The organism is Cytobacillus firmus, from assembly GCF_023657595.1.
GTDB lineage: Bacteria > Bacillota > Bacilli > Bacillales > Cytobacillaceae > Cytobacillus > Cytobacillus firmus_B.
Map to the genome: position 1 here is coordinate 4,196,207 of NZ_CP098323.1, position 14,257 is coordinate 4,210,463.

A 14,257-nucleotide genomic window follows, 5' to 3' on the forward strand; every position below is an offset into this window, starting at 1 on the left:
TATATATTTTTTCAAAAAAATTTTTCCTGATACATTCGTGTTTCTACCTATTTAATAAGAATGGATAAATCCTTTAACGATAAGGGTTGGAAGAATGCACAGACTTTCTTTTTAGGTTATAATTTGTTCTGAGGTGCATGAACGGATAGTAATGATGAATATGGCACGACTGTCATGCCTGCCCTGGCTGGATAATATGGGGGAAGGTGGAAAAACTTTTATTAAGCGCTTACTAATTGCAGGAATAGATTATACATTCTGCGGAAGAAAAATACATTATTCCAAATATCCATCCTGAACCGTTAGATGCCATATAGCGGCTTCATCAAGCTGCCTGATAGGATACTTTGTTGAATAACTCGCAATTAATTTAAAGGGGGTAATGTCTTGTCTTTGCTTCACCTGGCAATAATTTCACCATTTTTGCTTGCCATCCTTGTGCCTATTGCGTACAAGCTGTTCAGGCAGATACATACGGGTTGGTTTGTACTTCCTCTGCCAATCCTTTTATTCAGTTATTTTATTTCTTATTTATCCATCACCTCCAATCAGCAGTCCGTCACAAAGTCTTTTTCGTGGATACCCGCTCTGGGGATTGATTTCACGGCAAAAGTAGACGGTCTCGGTTTGCTTTTTGCTTTGCTGATTACCGGAATAGGATCATTGGTTGTTCTGTATTCCATCTATTACCTTGATAAAAATAAAGAAAAACTGAACACCTTTTATGTGTACTTGCTTCTATTTATGGGAGCCATGCTTGGGGTTGTCCTATCTGATAACCTGATTGTGCTTTATACTTTCTGGGAATTCACGAGTTTTTCTTCATTCCTGCTAATCGGGTATTGGTACCACAGAGAGAAATCAAGATATGGCGCACAGAAGTCGATGATCATTACCGTTTTCGGCGGTCTTTCTATGCTTGGAGGCATCATCCTTCTTTATTTGATGACAGGCACATTCAGCATTTCGGAAATTATCGCTGGATCAGATGAGATATTTTCACATTCATTATTCGTTCCTGCTCTCCTTTGCTTTTTGCTTGGGGCTTTTACCAAGTCCGCGCAGTTTCCATTTCACATCTGGCTGCCGGATGCCATGGAAGCTCCAACACCCGTCAGTGCATATCTGCACTCGGCAACGATGGTTAAAGCCGGCATTTATTTAGTAGCACGTATGAGTCCGGTATTTGCTGAGCATTCGCTCTGGTTCTGGCTCATTGCTGGATTTGGCATTACAACCTTATTCTGGGGTTCCTTTTCAGCTGTCAAACAGACTGACCTTAAAGCCATTCTGGCTTTCTCAACAGTCAGCCAGCTGGGGATGATCATGTCCCTTCTCGGCATCGGCGCTGCAGCGCTTCACTTTGAAACAGTGGATGACAGTTATTTTACGGTTGCCACTACAGCTGCTGTTTTTCATTTGATCAACCATGCCACCTTTAAAGGAAGTCTCTTCATGGTAGCCGGAATTGTCGATCATGAAACCGGAACCCGTGATATCCGCAAGCTTGGCGGTCTTATGAACTTTATGCCGATTACCTTTACTTTGGCGATCATCGGCACATTTTCCATGGCAGGGCTTCCGCCTTTCAATGGGTTCTTAAGTAAGGAAATGTTCTTCACAGGTATGGTCCGTGTTTTGGAAATGGATATTTTCAATTTGGATACATGGGGATTCTTGTTCCCTGTTATTGCCTGGGTGGCAAGTGTATTCACGTTCATTTACAGCATGATCCTTGTATTCAAAACGTTCACAGGAAAGTACCAGCCTGAACAATTAGAAAAGAAACCGCATGAAGCTCCAATCGGGATGCTGATTTCACCCATTATCCTGGCTTCATTAGTTATCATTATCGGTTTCTTCCCTAATATTATTTCAAACACGCTCATCTCTCCGGCACAGGCAGCCATCATGCCTGTTGAAGGGTATGTATATGATACTCATATATACTTCTGGCATGGATTTACGCCTGAACTGTTCATGACTTTAGGTGTTATTACATTGGGAATTCTGCTCTTTGTCACTCTGCCAAAGTGGAGAAGAGTATATGATTTCTTCCCTGAAAAATTGGCTCTGAATCGTTTTTACGATTCTATGCTGGAAGTATCACAGAGGGCTTCCTTCAACTTAACAAGATTATATATGAACGGATTCATCAGAACCTATCTTGTGTATATTTTTTCATTTTTCATTGTTGCTCTGGCTGCCACCCTGGTTCTGAAAGATGCTTTTAAATTCGATACGAGCGATGTGGCAACCATCCATTATGCTGAGGTCCTGCTGGCATTAGTCATCGCTGCTGCATCTATTTCCATTCTTTTTGTAAAGTCCAGAATGACATCCATCATTCTGCTGGGGGCAGTCGGATATACCGTTTCATTGTTCTTTGTTATTTTCAGGGCCCCTGACCTTGCATTAACACAGCTTGTAATCGAAACTATTTCTGTCTCTTTGTTCCTGCTGGCTTTCTACCATCTGCCAAAGCTCCGGCATGAGGAGCGGATGGGATTTAAAATGACGAATGCCCTTATTTCTGTTGGAGTGGGTGCAATTGTAACGATGATTGCCCTATCTGCGCACAGCAATAAGATGTTTCCTTCAATTGCGCAATATTACGTCGAGAATACGTATAAGGAGGCAGCCGGGAAAAACATGGTAAACGTTATTCTTGTTGATTTCCGTGGTTTTGATACCATGTTTGAAATTACGGTTCTTGGAATTGCAGCTCTTGGAATATTTGCAATGATCAAACTTCGCCTGGAAGGGGGAAAGAAAAATGAAAACAAATGATATTATTTTGCAGACTGCTACGAAAGTAGTTTTGTTTCTCATTGTTCTTTTCTCTATCCATATCTTTTTTGCCGGCCATTATACGCCGGGCGGCGGATTTGTTGGGGGTTTGCTGACATCGGGGGCAATCGTGCTGCTGCTGCTGGCTTTTGATATGAAAACTGTCTCTAAGATTCTTCCTGTCAATTATATTCACATGATTGCAGTCGGACTTCTTTTTGCCATTGGTACAGGGACGGGAGCATTGCTATTTAATGTCCCTTTCCTTACCCATGCCTTTGGACATATTGACCTGCCAGTTCTGGGGGACACTTCCCTCCATACAGCTACACTGTTTGACCTTGGTGTTTTTCTGGTTGTTGTTGGCGTTACGATGACCATTATTCAAACGATAGGAGAGGATGAATAATGGAAATATTAATGGCTTTCGTAATTGGAATTTTATTTATGTCAGCTACTTATCTCATGCTGTCAAAAAGCTTGCTGCGCATTATTGTCGGAACCGGGCTTTTAAGCCATGGAGCACATATGCTGATATTAACGATGGGCGGTTTAAAAGAAGGATCTGCCCCGCTGCTGGGTGAAAAAGCACCCTATACTGATCCAATTCCTCAGGCTCTTATCCTGACGGCAATTGTAATCAGCTTCGGGGTCACTGCGTTTTTCCTGGTTCTGGCATACCGTGCCTACCAGGAGCTTGGCACTGATAATATGGATCGAATGAGAGGAACTGAAGGAAATGATTAACTTTTTAATATTGCCCATCCTGATCCCTTTAGTTACAGGTGTCCTTCTCATCTTCGTTTCTAAAAGAATCATGCTGCAAAGATGGATTGCAGGCATTTCATCAGTGATTGCGATCATTTTCTCAGCCCTGCTGGTTCAGAAGGTCCGAGTCAGCGGGATCCAAACGCTGGATGTTTCAAGCTGGGAGGCTCCGTTTGGGATCACGCTTGTTTCTGACATGATGTCAGCTCTGCTGGTGCTTACAACCAGTATAATCGCATTTCTATGTCTGATTTATTCATTTTGGAGCATCGGGGAAGCCAGAGAGAAGTTTTACTATTATGCTGCATTCAACTTTTTAATTGTTGGCGTAAACGGTGCCTTTACAACAGGGGATATCTTCAACCTTTTCGTATTTTTCGAGGTTATGCTGATGGCTTCGTATGTTTTGCTTGTATTAGGCGGAAAGAAGGCACAGCTTAGGGAGTCCATTAAATACATCCTTGTGAATGTAATATCTTCCGCTCTGTTTGTTATAGCTGTTGCCTATCTTTATTCTGTAGTAGGAACGCTTAATATGGCGCATATATCCGTCCGCATCAGCGAAGCAAGCCAAGGGAATCCCCCAGGAATCATTACAGTGATTGCTGTACTATTTTTAATCGTATTTGGATTGAAAGGCGCCATTTTTCCTTTATATTTCTGGATGCCAGGCTCTTACTATGCACCGCCTGCTCCTGTTTTGGCTTTATTCGGAGCGCTGCTGACAAAGGTCGGAGTTTACTCCATTACAAGAACCTATACGCTGTTCTTTTATCACGATACTGGCTTTACCCATCAGCTCTTAAGCTTTTTGGCTATTATGTCGATCATCGCAGGAGTCATTGGGGCAATTGCCTACTGGGATATTAAGAAAATCATCATCTACAATATCATCATTGCTGTAGGGGCAATTTTGTTTGGAGTATCAGCTATGACGACTGATTCCCTTACCGGGTCAATCTTCTATTTGATTCATGATATGATTATTAAGGCGGCTCTATTCTTACTTGCCGGCATCGTGATTGCAATTGCCGGAACAAGCAATTTGCATAAGATAAGCGGGCTGATCAAGCGCTATCCCGGTCTGGGATGGACCTTCTTCATCGCAGCGCTTGCTCTTGCGGGAATTCCTCCGTTAAGCGGGTTTGTTGGAAAGCTTCTAATTGTTAAAGGAGGATTCGAAGCAGAACATTACTGGGGAGCAGGGATTGTTTTAATGTCCAGTCTTCTTGTGCTGTTTTCAATCATGAAAGTCTTCATTAATGGCTTTTGGGGTACACCTCGCGCCTATAAAGGGGAAGACAAAGTACCTGTCGGCAAAATGTTGATTGCCCCGGTAATCCTTGTTATCATTGCCGTTTTCTACGGAGCCGGCTCGGAGTACGTTTATCCGTATATCTTACAGGCTGCTGAAACTCTTGCAAATCCGGAAATATATATTGAAGCAGTTTTAAAGGAGTATTGAGTATGGCATTTCAAATATTATTAAATGTGTTCCTTGGGTTTATGTGGATGTTTTTAACAGGATCATACGAACCGGTTGCGTTCCTTAAAGGATACCTTTTTGGCCTGCTCATCATCTTTACTTTCAGAAGATTTTTCGATTCACGCTTTTATCTATTAAGAGTTGTAGCGGTAATCAATCTTTTGTTTCTTTTCATCAAAGAGCTTATCTTAGCGAACATCGGCGTGCTTAAAGTATTGTTAAGACCCAAACTTGATATGCAGCCAGGCATTTTCGCCTACCCTACTGTTCTGAAAAAGGACTGGGAAATAACAGTGCTATCGAATTTGATCACACTGACTCCGGGGACATTGGTTGTAGACGTTTCTCCGGATAATAAGATTCTTTACATCCATGCAATTGATATTGAAGATGCAGAGGAAACCATTGATTCTATCAGGAACTCGTTTGAAAAAGCAATCTTGGAGGTGAGCCGGTAATGCTGAATACTGTTGTTCTAAGTGCCATCCTTATCATTTCGGCTGCCACCATCGGGTTGATCTACAGAGTGATTAAAGGGCCGACCACGCCAGACCGTGTGGTTGCACTTGATGCTATTGGCATAAATCTTGTTGCAATTGTTGCATTGATTTCTATCGCCCTTAATACAAGTGCTTATGTGGAGGTTATCCTTCTGATCGGGATTCTTGCCTTTATAGGGACCGTAGCCTTCTCTAAATATCTGGAGAAGGGGGTTATTATCGAAAATGAACGAGATCGCTAATATTGTCATTATTGTGCTGATTATACTGGGTGCTTTTTTAAGCCTTGTCGCTGCATATGGCGTTATCAGGCTTCCTGATGTTTATACCAGGAACCATGCGGCATCAAAGTCCGCTACACTGGGGGTTATGTCCATACTGCTTGGAGCCCTGCTGTTCTTTTATGTTAAAGATGGCTTTTTCAATTCCAGAGTGCTGCTCGGAATTATATTCATCTTCATGACATCACCTGTAGCCGGGCATTTAATTGCCCGGGCAGCTTATAACTCCGGTGTAGAGCTATGGGATAAAAGTGTACAGGATGACTTGAAAGATGCACCACATATGAAAAAGGCAAGCAGCAAGGAACAATCATAAAGTGAAACTTCAATCAGTGGAGTTTTTTCCCACTGATTGTTAGTTGAACCAATCGGGCCTTTACATTATAAAGCGAGGCGACTTGCCCAGGGGTGACAAGCATAAGACGAGCAGATGGTGGGAAGTGCTTTTCTTCCCATCAGCTGATTGGCTTATGACCTCGAGCCCCTAGGAGCCGCAGCTGGATTGGGCAGTTTGCCCCCGCTTATCCTCCTTTGATTCCTCTGAGTCTTGAAGTGGGGGTCTTACTGCCCGTTAGACTGCGATAAAGTGAAACTTCAATCAGCGGGGAGTGCTTTTCTCCCCGCTGATTGTTAGTTGAGGCCCACAGGACAAGGAAGGCTTCGTCAGCATGAGCATCGCACGACCAAATGCGACAGCTTTTGGGAGGAAGTGGGTCACAAAGACGTTGCCACAGGACAAGGAAAGCTGCGGCAGCGATACATCGCACGACCGAAAGCGGCAGCTTTTGGGAGGATGTGGCGTTCTTAGTCTTTGTCCTTCTTTTGGGCCTTTACATTATAAAGCGAGGCGACTTCCCCAGGGGTGACAAGCATAAGACGAGCAGATGGTGAGAAGTGCTTTTCTTCCCATCAGCTGATTGGCTTATGACCTCGAACCCCTAGGAGCCGCAGCTGGATTGGGCAGTTTGACCCCGCTTATCCTCCTTTGATTCCTCTGAGTCTTGAAGTGGGGGTCTTACTGCCCGTTAGACTGCGATAAATAGGAAAACCGCAAGAGAAATCCTCTTGCGGTTTTTTATTATTTATTTTCTTTTTATTACTGCCATGGTACATCTTGATGTGCAAACCAGTTTGTCATTTTCATCTGTTATTTTGATATCCCAGACCATTGTAGTTCTCCCCTGATGCAGCACTGTTGCGACAGCCGTCACGATCCCATCTTTTTTGGCACGTATATGGTTAGCATTGATCTCAAGCCCTGCCACGGACTCCGTTTCTTTGTCGCAAAGTTCAAATGCTCCGATGCTTGCAACAGTTTCTGCAAGGGCGACAGATGCCCCTCCATGCAGGAGGCCAAACGGCTGGCGGGTGCGTTCATCAACAGGCATAGTGGCAACAACACGGCCTTTTTCAAGTGACACGATTTCCATTCCGAGTGTTTCGATTAGAGTACCTTTCAATTCCATTCCCCAATCCCCTTTCGCTATGTAAAATGTTGTCATACTATACTTCATTATATAAGAACAAACTATGGATGTCCTCTTGGACAATCTCAAAAAAGAGGTGACCGTCATGGATCGTGTACGCGAAGGATTAATTCCGGCTGTTCTCGGCACCGCTGTTACTGCGGCAGGCTATGCAATGAAACAAAACCGCAGAACAAACAATATGTTATCAGATACCATCGTTGGTTTTGGGCTCGCCCATATCGTACTTGGAGCCATCGACCTGGTAGAGCACCGCAATCAGTACTAAGTTAGAAAAGCGCAAGCGCCTTGCCCACCCCCGACACCTCGAGGGGTAGGCGCTGGAGCTAGACATATAAAAGGCAGCATCTGGCTGCCTTTTATATTATAATCCCAGCCCCTGATCATGCAGCTTTTCCTGCTCCTTCCCGCGTTTTTTTCTGGTAATGCGGAAAATAAGGAAGATTGCAGCAAAGCCTGCCAGGCCAATCAGTATTTCTTTTTCATGCTTGATGATAGTGTCAATATGATCTCCAAATACGTAGCCGATCGCGAAGGCTAAAGACAGCCATATCAGTGCGCCGCTGTATGCAAATAAAGCGAATTTTTTAAATGGCAATTTACTGAAGCCGTATAAAAAAGGGAGGAAGTTTCGGATACCCGGAACAAAATAGCTGAAGGAGAGGGAAAAGGCATGATACTTTTCCATTAACTTTAAAGAAGAATCAATCGTTTTAGACATCCTTTTGCTTTTATGAAAGTACTTTAGCAAAGGCCTTCCGACCAAACGCCCGATGGTATAACAGGTTGACAATGCCGCCAAAATGCCAAGATAAATGACGATGAATGCAAGCGCAGGGTGAAGCGTTTTTAAAGAGGAAGAAAGTCCAACAGTCATAACAATCAATTCATTTGGCACAGGAAAAATAAAAACTCCTACCCAAAGCCAGAGAAACAGCCCCAAATATCCGTTATTTTCAATGATTTCCAAAATCAGTTCCAGTTCCATTCGGGGCCTCCTATCTATGTAAGCTATGCACAATTATTTACCACACTAATATATTCTTCATTCCCTTCTTTTACCCCTTTTCTAATAATATCAATCCTTTTAAAAAATTCTCTTCCTATCCACCTCCTATGCCTAACCTTTGTGTGAAACAATTTTGTTCCTTCATAGGAAAAGCCTTGTTTTCATATATTGGGAATGCGTGCATTTATTATTAATCGAAAGGGGCAGAACCGAATGTACCCCTATTATTATTTTCGCTATCCAAAGCCCGGATATAATCCTCAGCAGCAAAGCTGCTGGACTTATCCCCAGGCCTATCAGACTTATTATCACCCTGTGCATTTCTACAGGACCTTGCCTGCTGTAGATCCCCAAATGTTCATGAGCTCTGCAAAAAAAATGGAGGTCCTCATGAGAGATGCCAGCACATTGCTTGTAAATATGGCAGAGTCAAAAAAGTTTTCTTATGAACTGATGTCAGCGGCCCAGCAGTCCAACAAGGCGGCAGTCGAAAACCTGCTGAAATCGACAGGCATCTCGCGAGTCCCTACTGTTGACTATACCCCCGACGGGCTAAGACTTCATTTCGAATCAGACAAAGAGGATCCTCAGAAATGCTGTGATTTAACGTTAAAACTGAGATGGATGTAAATAAAAAAGCTCTCAATCAAGAGAGCTTCCCACGTGTTTAGCGGTAATATGGGTTTCCATATGGGCCATAGCCAGGGTATCCGCCACCGCCGTAAGGGGCATATGGTGCTCCTGGCGGGCCATAGAAAGGCGGTGGAGGCGGAGGGCCGTAAAATGGACGTGGAGCAAATAAAGCTGCTCCCAGCCCGCCTCCCAGGAAACCGCCAAGCAAGCCGCCGACGAAAGGAGCTCCTAAAAAGAAAAACCTTTCGTTCCCGTTTCTATATGGGCCTCTATAATAATACATGCAGGGTAACCTCCTTCATTTTCAATCCCTTCTCTATTTAATATGCAGATGTCCTTATTTTGAGTGGGCGGCCAGGAAAGCGGAAGCGCCTTGCTCACCCCCGACAAGCACAAGACGAGCCTCACGGAAAGGCGTCCTTTGCCTTTTTGTGAGGATTGGCTTGTGACCTCGAGGGGGGTAGGCGCTGGAGCTAGACAGCACTAGAAAAGCGGAAGGCGCCCGCTTATAAAGGAACGCAGACTAAAACCGCCACGTCCTGTGGCAACGTCTGCATGACCTGCATCCTCCCAAAAGCTGTCGCTTTTGGTCGTGCGATGTTTATGCTGACGAAGCCTTCCTTGTCCTGCGGGCCTCAAGCATAAGACGAGCCGGCTAAAAGGTTGTTCTTTAACCTTTTGGACGGATTGGCTTATGACCTCGAGCCGATGGCGCCTGGAGCTAGACAACACTGGAAAAGCGGAAGCGCCTTGTCCACCCCCGACAAGCACAAGACGAGCCTCCATAAAGGCGTCCTTTGCCTTTTTGTGAGGATTGCCCGAAATGTGGAGGCGACTGCCAAGGGAAGACAGGCATAAGACGGTTCCTGTAAGAAGGTGTTTTTTCCTTCTGAAAGTTAACGGCTTATGACCCCGAGTCCCTAGGAGCCGAAACTAGACAAGCTTGTGACCTCGAGGGGGCAGGCGCTGGAGCTAGACAGCACTAGAAAAACGGAAGGCGCCCTGACTGCACAAAACAAAATCCCCTTAGCCTTTTGGCCAAGGGGATTTTTGGTATATTAGTTAGCTGCTTTTACTTTAGCAAACGCATCTTCGACAGATACATACTCATAGCCAAGGTCTTTAGCAACCGCTGGGTATGTGATGCTTCCGTTTACAACGTTTACGCCAAGTTTTAGTGCTGCATTGTCTTCAATCGCTTTTACAACACCTTTGTTTGCAATTTGCAGAGCATAGTTGATTGTAACGTTTGTAAGAGCAATTGTAGATGTTCTTGGAACTGCACCAGGCATGTTTGCAACAGCATAGTGAACAACGCCATGCTTATCATATGTTGGATTGTCATGAGTTGTAATGTGATCAACAGTTTCGAAAATACCGCCCTGGTCAATCGCTACGTCAACAACTACTGAACCAGGCTTCATTGTTTTAATCATTTCTTCTGTTACAAGTTTAGGCGCTTTCGCTCCCGGGATCAGAACCGCACCAATTACCAGGTCAGCATCTTTTACGGCTTCTGCAATGTTGAAAGGATTAGACATTAAAGTTTGGATGCTGTTTCCGAAAATATCGTCAAGCTGGCGCAGACGCTCTGGGCTTAAGTCGATGATTGTAACTTGTGCGCCAAGTCCGATTGCCATTTTCGCTGCGTTGATTCCAACCACACCGCCGCCAACGATGGTAACTTTTCCGCGTGATACCCCTGGAACACCTGCAAGAAGGATTCCCATTCCGCCATTCGTCTTCTGAAGGAATTGAGCTCCAATTTGAGCAGACATGCGTCCTGCAACTTCACTCATTGGAGTTAGAAGAGGCAATGTGCGGTTTACTTCCACTGTTTCATAAGCAATCGCTGTAACACCTTTTTCAGTTAATGCTTTTGCAAGCTCAGGCTCTGCTGCAAGGTGAAGGTATGTGAAAAGAACCAATCCTTCACGGAAATAGCCATACTCGGAAGCTAGCGGCTCTTTAACCTTCATAACCATTTCAGCTGCCCATGCTTCTGCAGCAGTATCTACGATAACGGCTCCTACTTCAGTATAATCTTCGTTAGTGAAACCGCTTCCAATTCCTGCATCGATTTCTACTAATACTTTATGTCCGGACTTTACTAATGCGTCAACGCTTGCTGGTGTCGCAGCAACACGATTTTCGTTATTTTTAATCTCTTTAGGTACTCCAATAATCATGGAAAAATCCCCTTTCAATCTATCAATTATGATATTTACTATTGTCAGTATAATAATTTAAGTAAAGCGCTGTCATTGTTAAATCGGTAAAATAAAAGAGCCTCCATTTGTGAAAATCTACAAATGGGGGCTCTTCTTTTCCATTCTCCGGATTTTTAGTTCAAGATATAAAGAAAATTTTGTATTTGTATTCTTCAAGTCAACTTTCCCAATATCGGTTATCCTCTTTAATCGGTAATTCAGTGTATTCATATGAATATGCAGCTTTTTAGCTGTTTCATTCACATTGCTGTCATGATCGATGAAGGCTTCAAGAGTAGTGAGCAGATTGGTCCGGTGCTCAAGGTCATATTTAGTAATCTTTTCGATAGCAGGGTGCTCATACGGTTCCTGCCGTTTCTTTTCAAGGATGGCATCAAGGTAGCGGAAAAGGCCAAGCTGCTGATAGCTATAAATATGATGGATCTCTTCCGGAAATTGTTCTTTAAGACGCAGGACCTGCAATGCCTCCTGATAGCTTTTTTCCACTTTTTCAAAGTGCTGATAAGTTGTTCCTGTTGCCCCGGTAATATGATCGATGCCAAAACGTGATTTCATTTGATCAATGAAAAACTGGATGAATTCAATAAAAGTATTTTCAGCTAGAGCAGGTTCAGGCGGCACTGCTAAAATAACGAATTCATTCCCCATCGCGGCATGGAAGGTTATATGAACCTTTTGGCTTGTCGTGATCAGATAGATGATCTTTTGCTCTATTTTAGAGGTAACCTCTTCTTTAAACCTAAAGACTAGCACAGCAAAAGGTGATGGCGGTTTTATGCTTAAATCCTCAAATCTGTCTGAGATTTCATCATGGGTATGAAAACGGCCGGTTAGCAGTTCCCAGAAAAAATCCCGGTAGCCTTCAGCTCTTTTTTTCTTCTGGGCGTTTAATCTTAACATTTCCGTCCTTGCAGACTGTGCGGCCAGCTTTAGCATATTCAGCTTGCTATCTGTTAAAGCGGCTTCTTCTTCAACTGCCCAGATGTAGCCTAATACTTCATTATGATTACGTATTGAAATGGCTACCCGATTTCCCAGTCCGATCTCCTTTATTTCAGGTATTCTAAGCGGTTCGCCGCTTTGCATCAGCTGCGGAATCACACGTTCCTTCCATAAACGATTAATCACCTTCTCAGGAACCTTTCTGCTGATGATTGTAGCGATTCTTGCGGAATCGGTCTGGTCATCATGTGTACTGTATGCCAGCAGGCGATGATTAACATCTTCTATTGTAACAGGGCATTCCAGGACATCGCGGATCTTATCTACCAATTCCTCCAGATCACTAAATGCCCTCTTAAACGGATCTTTTTCCATTTTAATTATCACCCAATCGTAAAACTTCTTTAAACTGCACTTTTTCTATCCTATTATATTATACCTCAATGCCACCCTGTACTCTACCAAAGCCCTCATGCCTATTCGACAAAATTCGAGCGGGGCCCCTCCCTGTTTTTATAAAATTTCTAATAGTTTTACTTTTTAAATTTGACTTGAAGTTATATTCAGATAATTTTACAATAGGACATGCTCACAAAAAAAGCACATATTAATAGTTTTACTTACAGTATTTGAAAGCGTTAACATCTAGGAGGCGATGATTTATGCTTGAGACGCTTAATAAAATTAACGGGGTGCTCTGGGGCACACCAAGTTTGATTTTGCTGTTTGGTACGGGTGTTCTTTTAACATTCATGCTGAAGGGTCTTCAATTCAGAAGACTGATATATGCATTTAAATTAGGATTTACAAAAGAAGGACAGGCTTCATCCAATGATGAAGGAGATGTCAGTAACTTTAAGGCTCTTATGACAGCTCTTGCAGCAACCATTGGTAATGGTAATATCGCCGGTGTTGCCACCGCGATTACACTCGGCGGACCAGGAGCTATCTTCTGGATGTGGGTTGTTGGTTTGCTTGGAATGGCAACCAAATATGCCGAAGCATTACTGGCAATGAAATACCGTGTAAAAAATGCAAATGGCGAGTACTCCAGCGGACCGATGTATTATGTGGAACGCGGCCTCGGCAAAAAGTTTAAATGGCTTGCAGTTGCCTTTGCAGTCTTTGGCGCTTTTGCAGCACTGGGCATCGGGAACAGTGTTCAATCGAATACGATTGCCGCTGTTATGGATACTTCTTTTGGGATTAATAATTGGGTTACAGGTGTCGTACTTGCTGTGTTGGCTGCCTTAATCATCTTTGGCGGCATTCAGCGCATCAGTACTGTAGCAGGATTCTTTGTTCCAGTCATGGCTGTTCTATATATCGGCGGAGCATTACTGATACTCGCTGTTAACTATGATCAAATCATTCCTGGTTTCCAGACTATCTTCTACTATGCCTTCAATCCGGTAGCAGCGACAGGCGGTTTTGTCGGTGTTGTCGTATCCGAAGCAATCAAGAATGGTGTTTCAAGGGGTATTTTCTCTAATGAAGCCGGTCTTGGTACCGCAGCGCTAATTGCAGGGAACGCAAAGACAGACCATCCTGTAAAACAGGCTCTTGTTGCGATGACTGGAACATTTATTGTTACAATCGTGGTTTGTACGATGACCGGCCTTGTGCTAATCATGACTGGTTTCTGGGACACAACAGGCGGATTGATCTCAGGTGTGGCACATGACGGCAGCCTTGACGGCGGGGCATTAACAAGTGCAGCCTTTACCCATGTTCTTGGAACAGCGGGTGAATATATCGTTGCATTCTCTGTTATATTCTTCGGCTTCTCTACAATCGTCGGCTGGTATGTATATGGTGAAAAATGCTTTGAATACCTTGTTGGCACAAAAGGAATTATGGGATACCGTGCCATTTACATCTTCGCAACTGGCATCGGTGCTGTGGCCAACTTAACTACTGTTTGGGCATTCGCAGACATGGCAAATGCATTAATGATGATTCCTAACTTAATTGCATTAATTCTCTTAAGCAAAGTGGTTGTTAAAGATACTAATGAATTCTTTGAAAATCATTATAAAGCAGCAAATAAGCAGTTAAATAAGGCTAGCTAATATATGTAAAACAAACACAGGTCCCTTGATCTGTGTTTGTTTTTGTTTAGGCGGTATC

Annotated in this window: 15 protein-coding genes; 10 read left to right on the plus strand and 5 right to left on the minus strand. The window is 43.5% G+C overall.

What is annotated here, in order from left to right:
* The first annotated feature begins 387 nt into the window (after positions 1 to 387).
* The 7 genes from NAF01_RS21195 to mnhG are packed head-to-tail and all read left to right on the plus strand — an operon-like array spanning position 388 to position 6,141.
* Positions 388 to 2,790, plus strand: a complete 2,403-nt coding sequence (locus NAF01_RS21195) for a Na+/H+ antiporter subunit A (RefSeq protein WP_250801079.1) — start codon at positions 388 to 390, stop codon at positions 2,788 to 2,790.
* Entirely contained in the window at positions 2,777 to 3,199 is a 423-nt protein-coding gene (locus NAF01_RS21200) for a Na(+)/H(+) antiporter subunit B (protein ID WP_250801080.1), read from the plus strand. Before NAF01_RS21195 ends, NAF01_RS21200 begins: the two co-directional genes overlap by 14 nt.
* Complete coding sequence (locus tag NAF01_RS21205; RefSeq protein ID WP_248349473.1) at positions 3,199 to 3,537, plus strand: Na(+)/H(+) antiporter subunit C; 339 nt, start codon at positions 3,199 to 3,201, stop codon at positions 3,535 to 3,537. Before NAF01_RS21200 ends, NAF01_RS21205 begins: the two co-directional genes overlap by 1 nt.
* The gene (locus NAF01_RS21210; protein WP_248349474.1) at positions 3,530 to 5,023 is read left to right on the plus strand and encodes a Na+/H+ antiporter subunit D; all 1,494 of its coding nucleotides are present in this window, start codon (positions 3,530 to 3,532) and stop codon (positions 5,021 to 5,023) included. The genes NAF01_RS21205 and NAF01_RS21210 overlap by 8 nt, the downstream gene beginning before the upstream one ends.
* A 2-nt stretch (positions 5,024 to 5,025) precedes the next feature.
* Positions 5,026 to 5,502, plus strand: coding sequence for a Na+/H+ antiporter subunit E (locus NAF01_RS21215; RefSeq protein ID WP_197249318.1), 477 nt, complete (start codon positions 5,026 to 5,028; stop codon positions 5,500 to 5,502).
* Positions 5,502 to 5,786, plus strand: a complete 285-nt coding sequence (locus NAF01_RS21220; RefSeq protein ID WP_159344920.1) for a Na(+)/H(+) antiporter subunit F1 — start codon at positions 5,502 to 5,504, stop codon at positions 5,784 to 5,786. Before NAF01_RS21215 ends, NAF01_RS21220 begins: the two co-directional genes overlap by 1 nt.
* Positions 5,770 to 6,141 carry a monovalent cation/H(+) antiporter subunit G gene (mnhG, locus tag NAF01_RS21225; RefSeq protein ID WP_248349475.1) on the plus strand — a complete coding sequence of 124 codons (372 nt, stop codon included), beginning with the start codon at positions 5,770 to 5,772 and terminating at the stop codon, positions 6,139 to 6,141. The genes NAF01_RS21220 and mnhG overlap by 17 nt, the downstream gene beginning before the upstream one ends.
* A gap of 766 nt (positions 6,142 to 6,907) precedes the next feature.
* On the opposite strand, the gene NAF01_RS21230 is transcribed toward mnhG, so the two are convergent.
* Entirely contained in the window at positions 6,908 to 7,291 is a 384-nt protein-coding gene (locus NAF01_RS21230) for a hotdog fold thioesterase (protein WP_048012008.1), read from the minus strand.
* Positions 7,292 to 7,397: 106 nt separating this feature from the next.
* Here NAF01_RS21230 and NAF01_RS21235 point away from each other — a divergent pair, with 106 nt between their 5' ends.
* Positions 7,398 to 7,580: a hypothetical protein gene (locus NAF01_RS21235; protein ID WP_048012007.1), complete on the plus strand. Its 183-nt coding sequence runs from the start codon at positions 7,398 to 7,400 to the stop codon at positions 7,578 to 7,580.
* A gap of 96 nt (positions 7,581 to 7,676) precedes the next feature.
* On the opposite strand, the gene NAF01_RS21240 is transcribed toward NAF01_RS21235, so the two are convergent.
* Positions 7,677 to 8,300: a DedA family protein gene (locus NAF01_RS21240; RefSeq protein ID WP_048012006.1), complete on the minus strand. Its 624-nt coding sequence runs from the start codon at positions 8,298 to 8,300 to the stop codon at positions 7,677 to 7,679.
* A gap of 411 nt (positions 8,301 to 8,711) precedes the next feature.
* On the opposite strand from NAF01_RS21240, the gene NAF01_RS21245 reads away from it, so the two are divergent.
* Positions 8,712 to 8,951, plus strand: a complete 240-nt coding sequence (locus tag NAF01_RS21245) for a YuzC family spore coat inner layer protein (protein ID WP_250801081.1) — start codon at positions 8,712 to 8,714, stop codon at positions 8,949 to 8,951.
* Between the two features lie 37 nt (positions 8,952 to 8,988).
* Here the strand turns inward: NAF01_RS21245 and NAF01_RS21250 are convergent, their stop codons facing one another.
* The 3 genes from NAF01_RS21250 to NAF01_RS21260 all read right to left on the minus strand — a co-directional run bounded on the left by NAF01_RS21250 (position 8,989) and on the right by NAF01_RS21260 (position 12,502).
* Positions 8,989 to 9,237 (minus strand): hypothetical protein, encoded by a 249-nt coding sequence (locus tag NAF01_RS21250; protein WP_163144902.1) that lies wholly within the window; start codon positions 9,235 to 9,237, stop codon positions 8,989 to 8,991.
* A gap of 775 nt (positions 9,238 to 10,012) precedes the next feature.
* Entirely contained in the window at positions 10,013 to 11,143 is a 1,131-nt protein-coding gene (ald, locus tag NAF01_RS21255) for an alanine dehydrogenase (RefSeq protein WP_076258171.1), read from the minus strand.
* Positions 11,144 to 11,260: 117 nt separating this feature from the next.
* Entirely contained in the window at positions 11,261 to 12,502 is a 1,242-nt protein-coding gene (locus NAF01_RS21260) for a PucR family transcriptional regulator (RefSeq protein ID WP_250801082.1), read from the minus strand.
* A gap of 287 nt (positions 12,503 to 12,789) precedes the next feature.
* Here NAF01_RS21260 and NAF01_RS21265 point away from each other — a divergent pair, with 287 nt between their 5' ends.
* Positions 12,790 to 14,199 (plus strand): alanine/glycine:cation symporter family protein, encoded by a 1,410-nt coding sequence (locus NAF01_RS21265; RefSeq protein WP_197249314.1) that lies wholly within the window; start codon positions 12,790 to 12,792, stop codon positions 14,197 to 14,199.
* The last annotated feature ends 58 nt before the right edge of the window (positions 14,200 to 14,257 follow it).